Annotated in this window: 17 protein-coding genes; 9 read left to right on the forward strand and 8 right to left on the reverse strand. The window is 71.8% G+C overall.

The features are described 5' to 3' along the window. Positions 1-40 precede the first annotated feature (40 nt). Complete coding sequence (locus AB8A24_RS09325) at positions 41-973, forward strand: hypothetical protein (RefSeq protein WP_266485040.1); 933 nt, start codon at positions 41-43, stop codon at positions 971-973. A 38-nt stretch (positions 974-1,011) separates the two neighbouring features. Here AB8A24_RS09325 and AB8A24_RS09330 read toward each other — a convergent pair whose 3' ends face one another. Beyond that, positions 1,012-1,443: a Rieske (2Fe-2S) protein gene (locus AB8A24_RS09330; RefSeq protein ID WP_328963795.1), complete on the reverse strand. Its 432-nt coding sequence runs from the start codon at positions 1,441-1,443 to the stop codon at positions 1,012-1,014. A gap of 139 nt (positions 1,444-1,582) precedes the next feature. Between AB8A24_RS09330 and AB8A24_RS09335 the strand changes: the two genes are divergently transcribed. Continuing rightward, complete coding sequence (locus AB8A24_RS09335) at positions 1,583-2,458, forward strand: carbohydrate kinase (RefSeq protein ID WP_369475323.1); 876 nt, start codon at positions 1,583-1,585, stop codon at positions 2,456-2,458. A 77-nt stretch (positions 2,459-2,535) separates the two neighbouring features. Here AB8A24_RS09335 and AB8A24_RS09340 read toward each other — a convergent pair whose 3' ends face one another. Further along, positions 2,536-3,153, reverse strand: coding sequence for a helix-turn-helix domain-containing protein (locus AB8A24_RS09340; RefSeq protein ID WP_328963793.1), 618 nt, complete (start codon positions 3,151-3,153; stop codon positions 2,536-2,538). Positions 3,154-3,219: 66 nt separating this feature from the next. On the opposite strand from AB8A24_RS09340, the gene AB8A24_RS09345 reads away from it, so the two are divergent. Then, on the forward strand, positions 3,220-3,870 hold the full coding sequence (locus AB8A24_RS09345; protein ID WP_369475324.1) for an NAD(P)-dependent oxidoreductase: 651 nt from the start codon (positions 3,220-3,222) through the stop codon (positions 3,868-3,870). An 88-nt stretch (positions 3,871-3,958) separates the two neighbouring features. Here the strand turns inward: AB8A24_RS09345 and uvrA are convergent, their stop codons facing one another. Further along, the gene (uvrA, locus tag AB8A24_RS09350; protein WP_328963791.1) at positions 3,959-6,970 is read right to left on the reverse strand and encodes an excinuclease ABC subunit UvrA; all 3,012 of its coding nucleotides are present in this window, start codon (positions 6,968-6,970) and stop codon (positions 3,959-3,961) included. Between the two features lie 187 nt (positions 6,971-7,157). On the opposite strand from uvrA, the gene AB8A24_RS09355 reads away from it, so the two are divergent. From AB8A24_RS09355 to AB8A24_RS09365, 3 genes are all read left to right on the forward strand, one after another. Continuing rightward, positions 7,158-7,847, forward strand: a complete 690-nt coding sequence (locus tag AB8A24_RS09355; RefSeq protein WP_328963790.1) for a maleylpyruvate isomerase family mycothiol-dependent enzyme — start codon at positions 7,158-7,160, stop codon at positions 7,845-7,847. A 9-nt stretch (positions 7,848-7,856) separates the two neighbouring features. Then, positions 7,857-8,513: an MBL fold metallo-hydrolase gene (locus tag AB8A24_RS09360; protein ID WP_328963789.1), complete on the forward strand. Its 657-nt coding sequence runs from the start codon at positions 7,857-7,859 to the stop codon at positions 8,511-8,513. A 230-nt stretch (positions 8,514-8,743) separates the two neighbouring features. After that, positions 8,744-10,060, forward strand: a complete 1,317-nt coding sequence (locus AB8A24_RS09365) for an MFS transporter (protein WP_328966030.1) — start codon at positions 8,744-8,746, stop codon at positions 10,058-10,060. A gap of 28 nt (positions 10,061-10,088) precedes the next feature. Here AB8A24_RS09365 and AB8A24_RS09370 read toward each other — a convergent pair whose 3' ends face one another. The 4 genes from AB8A24_RS09370 to uvrB all read right to left on the reverse strand — a co-directional run bounded on the left by AB8A24_RS09370 (position 10,089) and on the right by uvrB (position 16,131). Beyond that, positions 10,089-11,072, reverse strand: coding sequence for a TerC/Alx family metal homeostasis membrane protein (locus tag AB8A24_RS09370; RefSeq protein WP_266390265.1), 984 nt, complete (start codon positions 11,070-11,072; stop codon positions 10,089-10,091). A 239-nt stretch (positions 11,073-11,311) separates the two neighbouring features. Beyond that, positions 11,312-13,264 carry a TerD family protein gene (locus AB8A24_RS09375; RefSeq protein ID WP_328963787.1) on the reverse strand — a complete coding sequence of 651 codons (1,953 nt, stop codon included), beginning with the start codon at positions 13,262-13,264 and terminating at the stop codon, positions 11,312-11,314. A gap of 44 nt (positions 13,265-13,308) precedes the next feature. Next, positions 13,309-13,887, reverse strand: a complete 579-nt coding sequence (locus AB8A24_RS09380; protein ID WP_030762430.1) for a TerD family protein — start codon at positions 13,885-13,887, stop codon at positions 13,309-13,311. 87 nt (positions 13,888-13,974) lie between these two features. Next, complete coding sequence (uvrB, locus tag AB8A24_RS09385; protein ID WP_328963786.1) at positions 13,975-16,131, reverse strand: excinuclease ABC subunit UvrB; 2,157 nt, start codon at positions 16,129-16,131, stop codon at positions 13,975-13,977. 234 nt (positions 16,132-16,365) lie between these two features. Here uvrB and AB8A24_RS09390 point away from each other — a divergent pair, with 234 nt between their 5' ends. The 3 genes from AB8A24_RS09390 to AB8A24_RS09400 all read left to right on the forward strand — a co-directional run bounded on the left by AB8A24_RS09390 (position 16,366) and on the right by AB8A24_RS09400 (position 19,445). Then, positions 16,366-17,298: a glycerophosphodiester phosphodiesterase family protein gene (locus AB8A24_RS09390; RefSeq protein ID WP_328963785.1), complete on the forward strand. Its 933-nt coding sequence runs from the start codon at positions 16,366-16,368 to the stop codon at positions 17,296-17,298. Between the two features lie 106 nt (positions 17,299-17,404). Then, positions 17,405-17,977 carry a methylated-DNA--[protein]-cysteine S-methyltransferase gene (locus tag AB8A24_RS09395; RefSeq protein ID WP_328963784.1) on the forward strand — a complete coding sequence of 191 codons (573 nt, stop codon included), beginning with the start codon at positions 17,405-17,407 and terminating at the stop codon, positions 17,975-17,977. A 208-nt stretch (positions 17,978-18,185) separates the two neighbouring features. Continuing rightward, a complete protein-coding gene (locus AB8A24_RS09400; protein ID WP_328966029.1) occupies positions 18,186-19,445 on the forward strand; it encodes an MFS transporter in 1,260 nt (419 codons plus the stop codon). Here the strand turns inward: AB8A24_RS09400 and AB8A24_RS09405 are convergent. Further along, positions 19,435-19,803 carry a cupin domain-containing protein gene (locus AB8A24_RS09405; RefSeq protein ID WP_328963783.1) on the reverse strand — a complete coding sequence of 123 codons (369 nt, stop codon included), beginning with the start codon at positions 19,801-19,803 and terminating at the stop codon, positions 19,435-19,437. The two genes, AB8A24_RS09400 and AB8A24_RS09405, sit on opposite strands and share 11 nt — an antisense overlap. Positions 19,804-19,881: the final 78 nt, after the last annotated feature.

Raw genomic sequence — 19,881 nt, forward strand, 5'->3', positions numbered from 1 at the left:
CCCCGCGCCGGCCCGTGTGAACGTTCACGAAGGAGTCGCCATGCGACCGACCGAGGACACGGCGGAACTCGGCCAGTTGCTGCGCGGCGGCCCCTTCCACCTCGCCCTGCGCGCCGCCCTGGCCGCGCGCGGACTGCCCCTGCACCGGGTGCAGCACCGGCTCGCCGCCCAGGGCATCAAGGTGGGTGTCACCAGCCTCAGTTACTGGCAGCAGGGCGCCCGGCGCCCGCGTCACCCGGAGTCACTGCGGGCGGTCACCGCCCTGGAACGGATCCTGGAACTGCCCGACGGCGCCCTCCTGCGCCTGCTGGCCGCCGAGGACCCCGGCCCCGGGTCCGCGCGCCCGCCCACCCGCTCCTACCGGGCACTGTTCAGCATGGGAGGGACGGTCGAGCGGCTGCTGGACGGGATGGACCTCCCGCCGGACGGCGGGCTGCACTCGGTCGGCCACCACGAGCGGGTCCGCATCGGACCGGCGGGCGAGCTGCGGGTCCGCGAGTCGCAGCAGATCGTCCGGGCACACCGCGACGGCGTCGACCGCTACCTCGCCGTCCACCACGGCGACCCCGGCTGCGACGTGTCCCGGATGCGCGTGACGGCGTACGAGAACTGCCGCACGGGCCGGGTGCGGTGCCACCCGGAGTCCGGGGTGGTGGTCGCGGAGCTGCTCTTCGACGCACGGCTGCGGCGCGGGGACACCCACGTCTTCGGCTACGGGGTCGAGGACGGCACCGGAGCCCGCAGCGGCGAGTACGTGCGCGGGTTCAGCTACGCCGGCGGCCAGTACATGCTCCAGGTCAGCTTCGACGAGGCGGCCCTGCCGGTGCGCTGCCGGCGCTTCGCCCGGGGCGGGCCCGAGGCCCCGCGCACCGGTCTCGTGGACCTGACGCCCAGCGGCCGGCACCGGGCGGTGCACCTGGTGGAGCAGTCGGTGCGGCGCGGGATCCTCGGGATCGCCTGGGACTGGGACTGATACGAACGTCCGGACGCGGTCCCGGGAGCGGACGCGGGTCAGCCCGCGACGAGCTTGCCGTTCTCGGCCCGGACCGGGACCGCGGGCAGCGGGGCGGCGGCCGGACCGCGCAGGACCTTGCCGGTCTTCACGTCGAAACGGCTGCCGTGGCAGGGGCAGTTCCCCTCCCCCTCGACGATCTTGTCCAGGACGCAGCCGGCGTGCGTGCACTGGGCGCTGAAGGCCTTGTACTCGCCCTCCGCCGGGCAGCTGACGATCAGCTTGTTCTCCCGGTACAGCTTCGCGCCGCCCACCGGGACGTCGGCCGCGGCGCCCAGGTCCACCGGCGCGGTGGGGGTGGCGGGGGTGTGGCCTCCGCTGTCGGTCTCGGTCGAGCAGGCCGCGAGGGTCGCTCCGGCGCCCGCGGTCCCGGCGAGCGCGGCGGCGCCCTTGAGGACGGTACGGCGGGCGGGCGACTGCGGCGCGGACATGCGGTTCTCCTGAGCTACGGGACGGGGTGCGGGCACCCGGGGAGGGGTGCGGGCGCGGGGGGCGGGGCGCGGGCCGGAACCCGGCCGGGGCACCGGCCCACCCGACGATACCTCCGTCCCATGAGGTAGCTTCCCCCGCGTGATCGTCGTCGGCGGAGAAGCCCTCATCGACCTGGTGCCCGTCGCGCTGCCGCCCGGGGCCCTGCTGCCCCGGCCGGGCGGCGGGCCGTACAACACCGCGCTCGCGCTCGGGCGGCTCGGCGCCGAGGTGGCCTTCTGTTCCCGGGTCTCCTCGGACGGCTTCGGCGAGAGTCTGCTGGCCGGGCTGCGGGCCGCCGGGGTGGACCTGTCGCTGGTCCAGCGCGGACCGGAGCCGACCACGCTCGCCGTGCCCTCGCTGGCTCCGGACGGCTCGGCCTCGTACGGCTTCTACGTCGAGGGCACGGCGGACCGGCTGTTCACGCTGCCGCCCGCCCTCCCCGACGGGGTACGGGCCCTCGCGCTCGGCACCTGCTCGCTGGTCCTGGAACCGGGCGCGAGCGCGTACGAGGCCTTGCTGCGCCGGGAGTCCCGGCGCGGGGTGCTGACCCTGCTGGACCCCAACATCCGGCCCGCGCTGATCGCGGACCCGACGGCGTATCGCGCGCGCTTCCTGGAGCGGCTGCTGCCGCACACGAGCGTGCTCAAGCTGTCGGAGGAGGACGCGGCCTGGCTCGGCGGCCGGGTCGAGGACTGGCTGGCGGCCGGGCCGTCGGCGGTGGTGCTGACCCGGGGCGCGGCGGGTCTGACGGTCCGGACCCGGGAGGGCGGGGAGTACTCGGCGGCGGCCCGTCCGGTGGCGGTGGTGGACACGATCGGCGCGGGCGACACCGTCAACGCCGCCCTGCTGCACCGGCTGACCGCCGCCCCGGGCGGCCCGGTGGACTGGCCGGAGATCCTGGCCCACGCCGCCCACGCGGCGGCCCTCACCTGCACCCGGGCGGGCGCGGAGCCGCCGTACGCGGCGGAACTCTGACGGGGCGGCTCGGCCCTGCTCGGCCCTGCCGCGTCTGCTCGGCCCTGCCGCATCCGCTCCGGTCTGCTCGGGTCAGCTCACTTCAGCGCCGCCCAGACGGTACGGGCCACGGCCGGGGCGAACTCCTCGACGGGCTGGACCACGTGGGCACCGGAGAAGTGCAGGAAGAAGGCTCGCTGGAAGCAGGCGCCGAGCAGCAGGGCCGCGGCGGCCCGCGGATCGGCGTCCGGTCGCAGCCGCCCCGCGTCGAGCTCCCGCCGCAGCCGCCCGGCCAGCGCGTCCAGGACCACGTGCGGTCCCGCCCCGATCTCCTGGACGCCCTCGCGGTGGCGGGTGAGCAGGGCGGGCTCGGCGAAGAGCGAGGCGGCCATGGGCATGGCGTCGGCGTAGAAGAGAGAGGCGTACCGGGCGATGCCGGTGAGACCTTCCTCGACCCCTTCCTCGGCTTCCCCCTCCCCCGGTCCGGCCTGGAGCGCGGCCATGAGCGGGCCCGCGTTGGGGGTGCGTTCCATCAGGACCCGGACGAAGAGCTCCTCCTTGTTCGCGAAGTGCTTGTAGAGCGCGGCCTCCGAGCAGCCGGCCTCGCGGGCGATGGCCTTGGTGGTGGCGTTGGCCAGACCGCTGGTGCGCATCAGCTTCTCGGCGGCGTCGAGCAGCCGCTCGGGGGTGGGACGGCTTGACTTCGAGGTGAGCATTCACTCACCCTAGCTGAAGCAGGGGTGAGTGAATGCTCACCCACCTCTCGTCGTGGAGGTAGGACGATGAAGATCACGGTGTTCGGAGCCTCGGGCGGCGTCGGCCGCGAGGTCGTCCGGCAGGCACTCGACGCGGGGCACGAGGTGACCGCGGTGGTACGGGACCCGGCGCGGCTGCCGGTGCCCGCGCACGAACGCCTGCGGGTGGCCACCGTGGCCGACGTGACCGACCCGGAAGCGGCGCTGTCCGTGATCGACGGACAGGACGCGGTGGTCTCCGCGCTGGGTGCGGCGAGCAACAAGCAGGCCCGGACGACGCCCGTCGCGGGCCCGGCGCTGAGCGCGATCACCTCGGCCATGGACCGTGCGGGCGTACGCAGGCTGTCGGTCGTGAGTGCCGCGCCGGTCGGCCCCCTGCCGGAAGGCGAGGGCTTCCTCACCCGCGCCGTGGTCTACCCGTTGCTGCGCCGACTGCTGCGCGACGTGTACGCGGATCTCGCGGCCATGGAGACGGTGGTGGCAGCTAGCGGGACCGAGTGGACGGTGATCCGGCCGCCGAGGCTCCAGGACAAGCCGCACACGGGCGGCTACCGCCGCGCCATCGGCGCCAACGTGCGCGGCGGCAGCGTCATCCCGCGCGCGGACGTCGCGGACGCCCTCCTGACCGCCCTGACGGACCCGGCCTGCACCTGCCGCGCGGTGGGCGTCGCCTCCTGAAGGTTGCCCGGGCGCACGACGGAAGGGTCCAGCCATCGGCCGGACCCTTCCGTCGTACGCGAACCCGCTCTCGAACGCCGCGCGGCGGCTACGCCTTGGGCGCCCGGGTCGTCGCCTTCTTCGCCGGGGCCGCCTTCTTCGCGGCCGCCGCCTTGGTGGCCACGGCCTTCTTCGCCGGGGCCTTCTTGGCCGGAGCCTTCTTGGCCGGAGCCTTCTTCGCGGCGGCCCGCACCGGGGACGCACCCGCGTCGGAGACCCGGTCCGCGCCCAGGACGTCCCGCAGGAACTTGCCCGTGTGGCTGGCGCCCACCGAGGCCACCGCCTCCGGCGTGCCTTCGGCCACCACCAGACCGCCGCCGTAGCCACCCTCCGGGCCCATGTCGATGACCCAGTCGGCGGTCTTGATGACGTCAAGGTTGTGCTCGATGACGATCACCGAGTTCCCCTTGTCCACCAGCCCGGAGAGCACCTTGATCAGCTTCGAGATGTCCTCGAAGTGCAGACCGGTGGTCGGCTCGTCCAGCACGTAGACCGTCCGGCCCGTCGACCTCTTCTGGAGCTCGGAGGCCAGCTTCACGCGCTGTGCCTCACCACCCGACAGGGTCGGCGCGGACTGGCCGAGGCGGACGTAGCCCAGCCCGACCTCGTTGAGCGTCTTGAGGTGACGCGCGATCGTCGGCACCGCCTCGAAGAAGCCGAGCGCCTCCTCGATCGGCATGTTCAGCACTTCCGCGATGGACTTGCCCTTGTAGTGGACCTCCAGCGTCTCCCGGTTGTACCGGTCGCCGTGGCAGACCTCGCACGGGACGTAGACGTCCGGCAGGAAGTTCATCTCGATCTTGATCGTGCCGTCACCGGCGCAGTTCTCGCACCGGCCGCCCTTCACGTTGAAGGAGAAGCGGCCCGGCAGATAGCCGCGCACCTTCGCCTCCATCGTCTCCGCGAACAGCCTGCGGACATGGTCGAAGACGCCCGTGTACGTGGCCGGGTTGGACCGCGGGGTGCGACCGATCGGCGACTGGTCGACGTGCACGACCTTGTCGACGAGGTCGTCGCCGTCGACCCGCGTGTGCCGGCCCGGCACCGAGCGGGCGCCGTTCAGCTCGCGCGCCAGGTGCGTGTAGAGGATGTCGTTGACCAGCGTGGACTTGCCGGAGCCCGAGACACCGGTCACGGCCGTCAGCACACCCAGCGGGAAGGACACGTCGATGTCCCGCAGGTTGTTCTCCTTGGCGCCGTGGACGGTCAGCTTGCGCTCCCCGTTCACGGGCCGACGGACGTCCGGGATCTCGATGGACTTCTTGCCCGACAGGTACTGCCCGGTCATCGACTCGGTGTTCTTCAGCAGCTCCTTCAGCGAGCCGCTGTGGACCACCTTGCCGCCGTGCTCACCCGCGCCCGGACCGATGTCCACGACCCAGTCGGCCACCTTGATGGTGTCCTCGTCGTGCTCGACCACGATGAGCGTGTTGCCCATGTCCCGCAGCCGCACCAGGGTCTCGATCAGCCGGTGGTTGTCCCGCTGGTGCAGACCGATGGACGGCTCGTCCAGCACGTAGAGCACGCCGACCAGACCGGACCCGATCTGGGTGGCGAGCCGGATGCGCTGGGCCTCGCCGCCCGACAGGGTGCCGGCGGCCCGGTTGAGCGAGAGGTAGTCGAGACCGACGTCCACGAGGAAGCGGAGCCGCTCGTTGACCTCCTTGAGGACCCGCTCGGCGATCTTCTTGTCGCGGGCGTCGAGCCGCATCCGCCCCAGGAAGTCCGCGCACTCGCTGATCGACATGGCGGCGACCTCGGCGATGGACTTCTCCATCACCGTCACCGCGAGCACGATCGGCTTGAGACGGGTTCCCTCACAGGTCGGGCAGGGCACCTCGCGCATGTAGCCCTCGAAGCGCTCGCGGCTGGCGTCGCTCTCCGACTCCGCGTGCCGCCGCTTGACGAACGGCACGGCGCCCTCGAAGGCCGTCGTGTACGCCCGCTCCCGCCCGTACCGGTTGCGGTAACGGACCTCGATCTGCGTCTTGTGGCCGTACAGCAGGGCCTTCTTCGCGCGTGCCGGCAGCCCGGCCCACGCGATGTCGGTACGGAAGCCCAGCTCCTGGGCGAGCGCGCCGATCAGCCGCTGGAAGTAGTCCTTGGTGTGGCCGAGCGACCACGGCGAGACCGCGCCCTCGTCCAGGGACTTGTCCTCGTCCGGAATGATCAGCTCCGGGTCCACCTCCATGCGCGTACCGATACCGGTGCACTCGGGGCAGGCTCCGAAAGGCGAGTTGAAGGAGAAGGAGCGCGGCTCCAGCTCCTCGAAGGACAGGTCGTCGTACGGGCAGTAGAGGTGCTCGGAGTACATCCGCTCACGCTCGGGGTCGTCCTCGGCGAGGTCGACGAAGTCCAGGATCACCATGCCGCCGGAGAGGCCGAGGGCGGTCTCCACGGAGTCGGTGAGTCGGCGCTTGGCGCTCTCCTTGACGGTGAGGCGGTCGATGACCACCTCGATGGTGTGCTTCTCCTGCTTCTTCAGCGTGGGCGGCTCGGAGAGCTGGATGGTCTCCCCGTCCACCCGCGCCCGGCTGTAGCCCTTGGTCTGAAGGTCGGCGAAGAGGTCGACGAACTCACCCTTGCGCTCGCGCACCAGCGGCGAGAGCACCTGGAAGCGGCTGCCCTCGGGAAGCGCGAGCACCTTGTCGACGATGGCCTGCGGCGACTGGCGCGAGATGGGCCGACGGCACTCGGGGCAGTGCGGCTTGCCGATGCGGGCGAAGAGCAGGCGGAGGTAGTCGTAGACCTCGGTGATGGTGCCCACGGTCGAGCGCGGGTTGCGCGAGGTCGACTTCTGGTCGATCGAGACGGCCGGGGAGAGGCCCTCGATGAAGTCGACGTCGGGCTTGTCCATCTGCCCGAGGAACTGGCGGGCGTACGACGAGAGCGACTCGACGTAGCGGCGCTGACCCTCGGCGAAGATCGTGTCGAAGGCCAGGGAGGACTTGCCCGACCCGGAGAGTCCGGTGAAGACGATGAGTGAGTCGCGGGGCAGGTCGAGCGAGACGTTCTTCAGGTTGTGCTCGCGAGCGCCACGAACGATGAGACGGTCGGTCACGCCGGTCCGCACCTTTCTTGAGAGAGCGGGGGCACGGGCCCCCGTCCCAGGGTATGGGGGGCGCCTCTGCGATGGACTGGGTCCTTGGACTTCCGAGCGTATAGCACGCACATTCGATTTACGGCACTCCGCAGACCGCTTCACCCAATCGTGTGGCCGGACCGGGTGAGCCACTAGGCTCGCCGTCATGACTGATCATGTGCACGACCTGCGATCTGTACGTGAAGCCACGGACCGGCTGCTGACCGCAGTCGCGAAACTGGACAACGCGGCCCTCGCCGAGGAGTCACACCTCCCGGGCTGGACCCGCGGCCACATCCTGGCCCACCTCGCGCGCAACGCCGATGCCCTCGTCAACGTCTTCGAGGGACGCCCGATGTACGAGAGCGCCACCGCCCGCGACACGGACATCGAGCGCGACGCAGGCCGGCCCCTGGAAGAACACCTGGCGGACCTCCGTGATTCCGCGGCCCGCTTCATGGCCACGACCGAGCACGACCAGGACTGGTCCCGCACGGTCGAGCTGCGCAACGGCGTCACCGACCGCGCCGCCGGCGTGCCCTTCCGCCGCTGGATCGAGGCCGATCTGCACCACGTCGACCTGAACATCGGCTACGAGCTCTCCGACCTCCCGGACGAGTTCACCGACCGCGAGATCGACTTCCTCGCCGACCGCTGGTCCGGCCGCCCCGAGGTACCGCCGGTGGCCCTCGTCGCGACCGACGGCCGGACCCGGCGCACCGGCTCCGCCGGGGATCCCACCGTGACCGTGTCCGGCACCCCCGCGCAGCTGCTGGCCTGGCTGGCGGGACGCGGCGACAAGGGCGCCGCCCTGACCACCTCGGGCGGCCCCCTCCCCGAGCTCCCCCCGCTCTAGGATCAAGACATGACGTACACCGGAGAGGTCAAGGTCGGCGGTCCCGCCGACGTGCACGAACTTGCGGACCTGATGATTTCCAAGGTCGCGGTGGGCCCGATGAACAACAACGCCTACCTGCTGCGCTGCCGCGCCACCGACGAGCAGCTGCTCATCGACGCGGCCGCCGAGGCGGGCACCCTGCTCAGCCTGATCGGCGACGACGGCATCACGTCCGTGGTCACCACGCACCGGCACGGCGACCACTGGGGCGCGCTCGCCGAGGTGGTCGAGGCGACCGGTGCGCGCACCTACGCGGGCGCCCTCGACGCCGAGGGCATCCCGGTGGCGACCGACGTGCCCGTCGCCGACGGGGACACGGTCACGGTCGGACGGGTCAGCCTGACCGCCCGCCACCTGGTCGGCCACACCCCCGGCTCGATCGCGCTGGTCTACGACGACCCGCACGGGCACGCGCACGTGTTCACCGGCGACTGCCTCTTCCCGGGTGGCGTCGGCAACACGCACGACGACCCGAAGGCCTTCACCAGCCTGCTCGACGACGTCGAGCACAAGCTGTTCGAGCAGCTGTCGGACGAGACCTGGGTCTACCCGGGCCACGGCAACGACACCACCCTCGGCGCCGAGCGTCCGCACCTGGCCGAATGGCGCGAGCGCGGCTGGTAGGCACCACAACGCGTCAACTTCGAGACGCGAAGCACTCCTTCCGGTCGCTTACGACCGAACTCACGTCCTGAGGGCGGGGAACGGGTATTTGGTGCGGCATGCCACACGACCCGTCCCCGCCACCGGCCTCCTCCGCCCCCGAGGCCTCCCCCGCCCCTTCCCTCGCGCCCCCGTGCGCGAGCCTGCCCGAGCCCCCGCCCGCCGAGGCCGACGGCTCCGCCGGGCCCGGCATGCTGCGGCTGGCCACGGCCTCGCTCGCCGGGACCGCGATCGAGTTCTACGACTTCTTCGTGTACGGGACGGCCGCCGCCCTCGTGCTCGGCCCGCTCTTCTTCCCCTCCTTCTCCCCGCTCGCCGGCACCCTCGCCGCCTTCGGCACCTTCGGCGTCGGCTTCCTGGCCCGCCCACTCGGTTCGGCGGTCTTCGGCCACATCGGCGACCGCTACGGCAGGCGCCCGGTGCTGCTCGCCTCCCTGCTGCTCACCGGACTCGCCACGGTGGCCGTCGGCTGTGTGCCCTCGTACGGCTCGATCGGCATGGCCGCGCCCGTACTCCTGCTCCTGCTGCGCTTCCTGCAGGGCCTCGGGCTGGGCGGGGAGTGGGGCGGCGCCGTCCTGCTGACCGCCGAGCACGCCCCCGAGCGGCGGCGGGGACTGTGGTCGAGCTTCCCGCAGATGGGGCCGGCGGTCGGCTTCCTGCTCGCCAACGGGCTGATGCTGGGGCTGTCCGCGTCCTTGACCGACGCCCAGTTCACCGCCTGGGGGTGGCGGGTGCCGTTCTGGGCGGCCGGGGTGCTGGCGCTGGCCGGGCTGTGGCTGCGCCGCTCGGTGGAGGAGACCCCGCAGTTCCGGGCGCTCGCCGCGACGGACCGGCGGGCCGAGGCCCCGCTGACCGAGGTGTTCCGGGGCCACTGGCGGCTGCTCCTGCTGACCGGCGGGGCGCTCGCCGTCGGGTACGCCGTCTTCTACGCGGTCACCACCTGGTCCCTCGCCTACGCCGCCGAGCACCTCACGGTGAGCCGTACGGCGATGCTGGCCTGCATCATGGTCTCGGTCGCGATCAAGGGCCTGATGACCCCGCTGATCGCGATGCTCGGTGACCGCTACGGGCGGCGGCCGTTGTGCCTGATCGGGTGCGCGATCTGCGCGGTGTGGATGTTCCCGCTGGTGGCGCTGTTGCGGACGGCCGATCCGCTGCTGATGACGGTGGGCTTCGTCGGGGCGCTGCTGGGCATGGTGACGATGTTCTCGGTGGTGGCCGCGTACCTGCCCGAGCTGTACGCGCCGCGGATCCGCTGCACGGGCGCGGCCGTCGGCTACAACCTGGGCGGTGTGCTGGGCGGGGCGCTGACCCCGATCGTGGCGACGGCGCTGGCGGACGGCTCCGGTCCGCCGTGGGGCGTCGCTCTGTACCTGACCGGCATCGCCCTGGTCAGCCTGGTCTGTTTCGCCCTGCTGCCGGAGACCGGTCCGGCGGCCGTGCACAAGCGGGTGGCCGCGGCCCGGGCAACGGAAACGGGGGCGGCCGAAGCGGCCGCCCCCGTGTAGATCCGTGGATCCGGGGATCCGGATCCGGTTACGCGTCGATGTTCTCCGGGCGGGCGGTGGCCTCGGCCGCCGCCTGCTTCTTCGAGGCCATCAGGCTGGTGATCGTGGTGATGACCAGGACACCGCAGATGACGCCGAGGGAGACCGGGATCGAGATCACCGGGACGTGGACGCCGCTCTCGTGCAGGGCGTGCAGCACGAGCTTGACGCCGATGAAGCCGAGGATGACCGACAGGCCGTAGCTGAGGTGGACCAGCTTCTTCAGCAGTCCGCCGATGAGGAAGTACAGCTGGCGCAGACCCATCAGGGCGAAGGCGTTGGCCGTGAAGACGATGTACGGGTCCTGGGTCAGGCCGAAGATCGCGGGGATCGAGTCCAGGGCGAACAGCACGTCGGTGGTGCCGATGGCGAGCATGACGACCATCAGCGGGGTCAGCACGCGCTTGCCGTTGTTCTGGATGAAGAGCTTGGTGCCGTGGTACCGGTCGGCGACGCCGAACTTCTTCTCCACGGACTTCAGGAGGCGGTTCTCCTCGAACTCCTCGTCCTCCTCGTCCTTGCGGGCCTCCTGGATCAGCTTCCACGCGGTGTAGATCAGGAACGCGCCGAAGATGTAGAAGACCCAGGCGAAGCTCGCGATGATCGCGGCGCCGGCCGCGATGAAGATCGCGCGCAGGACGAGTGCGATGAGTACACCCACGAGCAGCACCCGCTGCTGGAGGTGGGAGGGCACCGCGAACTTCGCCATGATCAGGACGAAGACGAAGAGGTTGTCGACGCTCAGGGACTTCTCGGTGATGAAGCCCGCGAAGAACTCCTGGGAGGCTTGGCCGTTCCCGAAGAACCAGAGGCCGAGGCCGAAGAGTCCGGCGAGGACGATCCAGATGATCGTCCAGGTGCCCGCTTCCTTGATGGACACGTCGTGCGGTTTGCGGCCGATGAAGAAATCGGCGCCGATCAGAAGGGAGAGACCGAGAATGGTCAGCGCCCAAAGGGCCCAGGAAACTTCCATGGTGAAACACGCCTCCGGCGGATGGCTCAGCACTTCGTCAGCGTCATCGCTGCCGGAGGTCTCTTCCACCCAGGAGGCCTGGAGGCCGTGGGCCGGCGCCCCGGGACCTACTTCGTTCGTTCAGCCGAAGTGGTCCGTATTGACGGGTACGCCGTAGCAGGAAAGCAGGAATACTCCCCTCCGCACACACGAGCATACCCGTCAGAGACGGTTTAGGTAAAGAGAGTCCCAAAGAATGGTCACGGGCGGGTAGTGCGCCGGGCCTCCGCCACCCGGTCCAGTGCCTGGTCGAGGACCCTGCTGCCCTGTGGGGGCAGGTCCGGTTCGAAGGTCCAGGCGTGATGGACCCAAGGGTCGGCGAGGTGGTTGTCCGGCACCGGCGAGAGCCGCATCAGGGAGCGCCACAGCGGGTCGAGCAGCGGCCCGTAGGCCGAGGCCTCGTCGCGGTCCGCGACCATCAGCAGGTGTACGCCGACCGCCGCGCCCTCGTCGGCGAGGTAGCGCAGCTGGGTGACGGCGCGGTCGTCGAAGCCGTGCGGGAAGTCGTGCACGATCAGCAGTTGGTCGGCCGTGTCCACGTCCGGCGGCAGGTCCTCGGGGGCGCCGGCCCGCAGCGCCATCTGTACGAGGTCCACCCGCCGGGTCAACCCCGCCAGGGTCTGGGTGACCCCGTGGGCCCCGGCGGCGGGCGGCCCGGCCAGCACCCCGGCGCGCACCAGCGGCGCCAGGGAGGCGGATCCGGCTCCGGCCGCGTCGATGACGTGGACGGAGAACCGGTCGGCGGGATGGACGGCGAGCAGCCGGACCGCCAGGGCGACGGCCATGTCCATGGCGGCCCGGCGCAGCCGGTCGGTGTCCATGGTCATCGCGGCCTCGGAGCCGGTACGGCCGTTGTCGATCCAGAGCCCGCGCTCCAGCGGGAGCCGGCTCAGCATGGGGATGCGCAGGTCGGGCCGCTCGGGCAGGTGCAGGTCGCCCAGGCGCAGGGCCAGCGGGCCCTCCTCGGGCGTGCGGTGGCCGTGCCAGACGGGGTTGTCCCAGCGGGCGTACGCGGCCGGCAGCGCGGGCTCGACGACCTCCGACTCGGCGATCAGCTGGGCCAGGTCCCGGTCGAGGACGGCCTGGGCCTGGGCGACGAGCTCCTCGCGGCGGGCCCGCGCCGTGTCGCGGGCCGCGTTCCCGGAGCCGCCGAGGCGGTGGCGCGGGTCGGACAGGGCCTCGTCGAGCTCGCGGTCCATGCGGGAGTCGGCGAACTCGACGGCGCTGCGATAGGCGGCGACCGTGCGGGCCAGGTCCTCGAACATCCCCCAGACCTGGTTGTAGAGCCGCTCGTCCATGGACCAACCGCCGGCGTCCCCGGCGACCGGCCGCGGGGCCTGGCCCGGTTCCTGCGCGGCGGCGGGCCGCGGCGCGGGCTCGGGCGGCTCGTTGCTGGTGCGGCGGCGCCGCGGGTGGGCGTAGCTGATGGTGGGCGGGGAGGTCGGGGTGTCACCGGGCCCGGGCGTACCGGCGTACGGGTGCCCGGAGACGGGGACCGGGTCGGGCGGTTCGGGGGTGGGCGCGGGAGCCTGCGCCGGGGTCTGCGGGGCGCGGAGGTCGCCGACGAGGGTCGGCATGGTCGCGAGGGTGGCGTCGGCTCCCGCGGTACGGGGAATCGTGCCCAGCGCGGCGGCGGCCAGCTCCGCGGCCGCGAGCGCGGGCAGCCCGCCGTCGGTGAGCAGGGCGCCGAGGCCCTCGGCGTAGCCCTGGCCCACGGCGCGGACCTTCCAGGCGCCCTGGCGCCGGTACAGCTCCAGGGCGACGACGGCCGTCTCGGCGTCGAGTCCCGTCAGGGTGTATCCGGCGAGCTCGGCGCCCTCCGGGTCGGCCACGGCCACGTAGGAGGCCGGTACCGCGCCGAAGCGGACCGGGCCGCCCGGCGGCAGGACGAGCAGGACACCGAGCCGGTGGACGTCCGCCGCGACCTCGTCGAGGTCGACGGCGAAGGCGTGCCGGTCGGCGAGCTCCCCCGGCGACTCGACGCCGGGAAGGGACCTGGCGCCCGGGTGGGCGAGTATCCCGTTGCCGGAGAACCGGCCCTGTTCGTCGGCGAGCGAGGCCAGGGCGAGCACGGGTGTGCCCGCCGAAACCCTGATCTCCACCCGGCTCTGGGACACGGGGTGGTTCTGCCCCCGGACCAGTTCGGCCGTCATCGTGCAGCCCCTCCCCCGTGCCTTCTTCTCTTGTCCGGTACTGCTTACAGGTGCGGCAGGATCGCCGGCATGAGGTCCTGGAAGGTGCGGCCGTTGGCCGGGTTCCCGAGGGCCGTCATCTGCCAGCCGGCGCCCGCGCGGGACACCTTGGCCATGATCTGCGCGGTGTACTGACCGCCGCCGTCGAGGGTGTAACGCGCCAGCTCCTGGCCGTTGGTCTCGTCGACGATGCGGCAGAACGCGTTCTGCACTTCCTGGAACGTCTGGCCGGTGAAGGAGTTCACCGTGAAGACGATCTGGTCGATGTGCACCGGCACGCGCTGGAGGTCGACGAGGATCGCCTCGTCGTCCCCGCCCTGGCCGACGCCGCCGACGAGGTTGTCACCGGTGTGGCGCACCGAGCCGTCGTCGCTCTGCAGGTGGCGGAAGAAGACCACGTCCACGGGCTGCTTGTCGGCGAAGAGCACCGCCGAGGCGTCGAGGTCGATCTCCCGGGTGCGCGAGCCGAACAGCCCGCGGCGCTTCGCCGCCTGCCAGCCGAGGCCCATACGGACCGCGGTCAGCGTGCCTCCGTCCGCCTTCTGCAGACTGATGGCCTGACCCTTGGTCATGTTGACCGTCACGTACTGTCCCCTCTCCCTTGCCCGCCCCATGACGAGCGTGCAGCGTGTACCTGCGGCTGAGACCCAACCCTACTGACCGGCCTCCGGTCAGGCGAGGCCCGCTTCCTTCATCTGCCGCAACTCCTTCTTCAGCTCGCCCACCTCGTCCCGGAGCCGGGCCGCGACCTCGAACTGGAGCTCGGCGGCCGCCCCGCGCATGCGCTCGGTCATCTGCTCGATGAGCGCGGCCAGTTCGGCCGCGGGCCGGTCGGTGAGCACCTCGGCGCCCGCGGCCCCCTTCGCGCCCTTCGCACCCTTTCCGCCCGTCTTGGCCGCGACGGCCCGGCCACCGAGCGCCGGCACCGGAGCCTTGGCGCCCTTGCCGTCCTTCGCCTGCCGGTATCCGGTGCCGAGGAGCTCCTCGGTGTCCAGTTCCTCGCGGGCGATGGTGGCCACGATGTCGTTGATCTTCTTGCGCAGCGGCTGCGGGTCGATCCCGTTGGCCGTGTTGTAGGCGATCTGCTTCTCGCGGCGCCGGTTGGTCTCGTCGATGGCCTTCTCCATCGCCGGGGTCATCTTGTCGGCGTACATGTGGACCTGGCCGGACACGTTGCGCGCGGCCCGGCCGATCGTCTGGATCAGGGAGGTCCCGGAGCGCAGGAAGCCCTCCTTGTCGGCGTCGAGGATCGCCACCAGCGACACCTCGGGCAGGTCGAGGCCCTCACGGAGCAGGTTGATGCCGACCAGGACGTCGTACTCGCCGGCCCGCAGCTCGCGCAGCAGCTCGATGCGGCGCAGGGTGTCGACGTCGCTGTGCAGGTACCGCACCTGGATGCCGAGCTCCAGGAAGTAGTCCGTGAGGTCCTCGGACATCTTCTTGGTGAGGGTGGTGACGAGGATCCGCTCGTCCTTCTCGACCCGCTGCCGGATCTCGTGGACCAGGTCGTCGATCTGCCCCTCGGTGGGCTTGACCACGACCTCGGGGTCGATGAGGCCGGTGGGGCGGATGATCTGCTCGACGAAGCCGTCGCCGCGCGAGAGCTCGTACTTTCCGGGGGTCGCCGACAGGTAGACGGTCTGCCCGATGCGCTCCTGGAACTCCTCCCACTTCAGCGGCCGGTTGTCCAGGGCGGACGGCAGTCGGAACCCGTGGTCGACGAGGGTGCGCTTGCGGGAGGCGTCGCCCTCGTACATGGCGCCGATCTGCGGCACGGTGACGTGCGACTCGTCGATGACCAGGAGGAAGTCCTCCGGGAAGTAGTCGATGAGCGTGTTGGGCGCGGAGCCGCGCTCGCGGTCGTCCATGTGCAGCGAGTAGTTCTCGATGCCGGAGCAGGACCCGATCTGGCGCATCATCTCCAGGTCGTAGGTGGTGCGCATGCGCAGCCGCTGCGCCTCCAGCATCTTGCCCTGCTTCTCCAGCTCGGCGAGGCGCTCGGTCAGCTCCGCCTCGATGCCGCGGACCGCCTTCTCCATGCGCTCGGGGCCGGCGACGTAGTGGCTGGCGGGGAAGACGTACAGCTCGCGGTCCTCGCTGATGACCTCGCCGGTCAGCGGGTGCAGGGTGGAGAGGGCCTCGATCTCGTCGCCGAACATTTCGATCCGGACGGCCAGTTCCTCGTAGACCGGGAAGATCTCGATCGTGTCGCCGCGCACCCGGAAGGTGCCGCGGGTGAAGGCGACGTCGTTGCGGGTGTACTGGATGTCCACGAAGCGGCGCAGCAGCTGGTCCCGGTCGACCTCCTCCCCCACCTTGAGGGAGACCATCCGGTCGACGTACTCCTGCGGGGTACCGAGGCCGTAGATGCAGGACACGGAGGCGACGACGATCACGTCCCGCCGGGTCAGCAGCGAGTTGGTCGCGGAGTGGCGCAGCCGTTCCACCTCCTCGTTGATCGAGGAGTCCTTCTCGATGTACGTGTCCGACTGCGGAACGTAGGCCTCGGGCTGGTAGTAGTCGTAGTACGAGACGAAGTACTCGACGGCGTTGTTCGGCAGGAGCTCGCGGAACTCGTTCGCCAGCTGGGCGGCGAGCGTCTTGTTCGGCGCCATGACCAAGGTGGGGCGCTGGAGCTTCTCGATCATCCAGGCCGTGGTCGCCGACTTGCCGGTGCCGGTCGCACCCAGCAGGACGACATCCTTCTCACCTGCACGGATGCGCTTCTCCAGCTCGGCGATGGCCGCCGGCTGGTCGCCGCTGGGCTGGTAGGGGCTGACGACCTCGAAAGGCGCCACCGTGCGTTCGATCTTCGATACGGGCCGCATGGGTCAACCGTACGACCCCCCACTGACACTCATGCGCCCCCACGGGCCCGCGGCACGCTCCGGCCGCTCCCGGCGGACCGGGCCGCTGTCATTCGTTCTGGTCCGTTTGTCGTAGTTCGGTGGCGGCTCAGTGATCTTCAACCCCATGATCGCGGTGAAGTGCATCGCCACAACGTCTGCCGCTCCGCACCCGTCTGACGCAGGAACAGGGCTCACGACCCGAGGAGAACGCACATGTACGTCCGACCCGCCGCCGCGGCCGCCGCCGCATTCCTGGGCTTCACTCTCACCCTGCTGGGCGGGACGGCCTCGTACGCCGCCACCGGTCCCGGATCCGCGACCGGCACGGGAACCGGCACCCGCCCCGGCGCCGGCCGGGCCGCGCTGGGGGGCCCTGTCGTGTACGCCCACCGGGGGGCCTCCGCGTACGCCCCGGAGAACACCATCGACGCGATCGACCTGGCGATGCAGATGGGCTTCGACTGGGTCGAGAACGACGTGCAGCGCACCAAGGACGGCGTGCTGGTGGTGATCCACGACGACACCCTGGCCCGGACCACGGACGTCGAGCAGCGGTTCCCGAACCGGGCGCCCTGGAAGGTCCAGGACTTCACGGCGGCCGAGATCGCCCAGCTGGACGCGGGCAGCTGGTTCGGCGACGAGTACGCGGGCGCCTGGGTACCGACCCTGCGGGAGTACCTCGACCGGGTACAGCGCAACCAGCAGCGGCTGCTGCTGGAGATCAAGAAGCCGGAGCTCTACCCCGGAATCGAGGAGCAGACGCTGAAGGTGCTGGACGAGGCCGGCTGGCTCGACGCGCGCCACGTCGCGCAGCGCCTGGTGGTGCAGAGCTTCAGCGCCGACTCCGTGCGCATCGTGCACCGACTGCGCCCGGACCTGGTGACGGCCTTCCTGGGCACCCCCACCGTGGCGGACCTGCCGCGCTACGCGGAGTTCACCGACCGCATCAACCCGTGGCACACGACGATCTCGGCCGACTGGGTCTCGGCCGTGCACGGCCTGCGCGGCGCCCACGGCAAGGCGATGGAGGTGGACACCTGGATCGTGGACGACGCGGCCACCGCCCGGAGGGTGCAGGACATGGGGGTGGACGGGATCATCACCAACGCCCCGGACGTGGTCCAGGACGCGGTCGGCGGATTCTGAACCCCGGGCCCGTCCGGGCGGACACGCGGCGAACAGGCCGGTGGGCGATCCGGCCGACATCCACAACCGTGACCACCGTGTCGGTCGGTGGTCGTACGGTGGACACGTGGACAGCACCGAGCGGCCCCGCGGGCCGCACCTCGAATGGACCGTCGTCGCCGGCGACGGTGTCCTCGGCGGGCCCCTGCTCCTGGCCGCGACCCCGGAAGGTCTGGTCCGGATCGAGTTCCATGCCGAGCCGGACCGGGTCGACAGGATGATCGGCCCGCTCGTCTCCCGGCTCGGCGCCGACGCCTGGCGTCCCGCGCCGGGCGAGGAAGTACTGCTGGCCGAGCCGATACGCCAGCTCACCGCGTACTTCGGGGGGTCGCTGCGGCGCTTCGAGCTGCCGCTGGACTGGCGCCTGAGCTCCGGCTTCAACCGGCAGGTGCTCCTGGAGCTGGACCGCTCCGTGCCCTACGGATCGGTCGTCGGCTACGGGGAGCTGGCCGCCCGCGTCGGACAGCCGGGCGCCGCCCAGGCCGTGGGCAACGCCATGGGATCGAACCCGCTGCCGCTGGTGGTGGCCTGCCACCGGGTCGTGGAGAACGACGGGGGCATCGGGGGATTCGGCGGCGGGGTGGAGGCGAAGCGGCAACTGCTCGCGCTGGAGGGCGTGCTTCCGCAGCCGCTGTTCTGAGCCGTGCCCTGACCTGCGCGCTTCCGGCCCGCTTCAGGACCGGCTCCGGACCGGTTCCGTCGCGCGGTAAGGGCTGGCACACTGCGGCGGTGACTACTCCTGCCGCCGCACCCGGCCTCCCCGCGTCCCCCGCGCCCCGTGTCACGCACCCGCGCAACCGGTGTACGCCGTGACCGCCGCGCCCGGCACCGACCGGCCCGTGCGGCCGATGGGTCCGCCCGAGCTGGCCCGGCTGCAGCGCCGCACCTCCCGGGTCCTCATGGCCGGCCAGGCCCTCGGCGGCCTCGGCGTGCCGATCAGCATCGCCCTGGCCCCCGTGCTCGCCACCGAGGTCAGCGGTACCGAGGCGCTGTCCGGCGTCGCCTCCACGGCCGCGGTGATCGGCACCGCCGTCGTCTCGCTGCCGCTCGCCGCGCTGATGAACGCGCGCGGCCGCCGCCCCGGCCTGGTCCTGGCCTACCTGATCGGCGCCGCCGGAGCGGGCCTGGTCGTGCTCGCCGCCACGATCAGGAGCTTCCCGCTGCTGCTGCTCGGCATGGCCGCCTTCGGCGCCGCCTCCTCGGCCAACCTGCAGGCCCGGTTCGCCGCCGCGGACCTCGCGGCCCCGGACCACCGTGCCCGGGCCATCTCCGTCGTGGTGTGGGCCTCGACCGTCGGCGCCGTGCTCGGGCCCAACCTGTCCGCACCGGCCAGCCGCAGCTTCGCCGGCACCGCGATACCCGAGACGGCCGGCCCGTTCGTCTGGGCCGCCGCCGTCTTCCTGCTCACCGGCACGCTGATCGGCGTACTCCTGCGCCCCGACCCGCTGCTGACGGCCCGGGCGCTCGCCGCGCCCGAGGAACAGACCCGCGAAGGACGCTCGCTGCGGGCCGGATTCGCCGCCGTGAGGGCCTCGCCGCGGGCCCGGCTCGCCCTGCTCACGGTCGCCGTGTCGCACACCACCATGGTCTCGATCATGGTGATGACCCCGATGGACCTGAGCCACCACGGGGCCGGCCTGGAGCTCATCGGGCTGGTGATCAGCGGTCACATCGCGGGCATGTTCGCCTTCTCCCCCGTGATGGGCTGGCTCGCCGACCGGCTCGGCCGGCTCTCCGTGATCGGGCTGGCCGCGGGGCTGCTGTCGGTCGCCGCGCTGCTCGCCGGAACGGCCGGGCCCAGCCATGGCCGGAGCGCGCTCGGGCTCTTCCTGCTCGGCCTCGGCTGGTCCGCCGGGATGGTGTCCGGCTCGGCCCTGCTGACGGACTCGGTGCCGCAGCCCGCGCGGGCCGCCGTACAGGGGCTGAGCGACCTCACGATGAACGCGGCCGCCGGCCTGGGCGGAGCGGCCGCCGGGCTGATCATGTCCGGCGCGGGCTACGGCTGGCTGAACGCCGTCGGCGCCGCGCTGCTGCTGCCGATGGCGGCGCTCGCGCTGTTCACGGCGCGCCGCCACCCCGTGCCCGCGAAGGGCGTGGTCAGTAGCTGATGTGGTAGGCCTTGCGCAGCGTCTCGTGCACGGTCCAGGTGGTCCGGTCGCCCTCCCGGAGCACACAGGCGGAGCCGGGGCCGACCTCCAGCGTCTCGCCGCCCTCGACCTCGACGGTGGCGCGGCCGCTGACCACCACGAAGAGCTCGTTCGCCTCGATGTCGGTGACGACTCCGGGGGTGATCTGCCAGATCCCGCGCACCTGCTTGCCGTCCGCCGACTCCCACAGCACCTTGCCCGTCACGACGGGCTCGCCGGAGACGATCTGTTCGGGGTCGAGGTCGTCCGCCTCCAGGTCGACGTCCGCGACGGAGACGGAGAAGGAGGCGGGGGCGGCGGGGTGATCACTGGTGCTCATGGCGCGCCAGCCTAGTGCGGCCCGCCCCCGTGGCGCGGTGGCCACAGCGTCCAGGAACGGCCCGGCCGACGAGTCACC

The organism is Streptomyces sp. BF23-19 (assembly GCF_041106355.1).
GTDB classification, from domain to species: domain Bacteria; phylum Actinomycetota; class Actinomycetes; order Streptomycetales; family Streptomycetaceae; genus Streptomyces; species Streptomyces virginiae_A.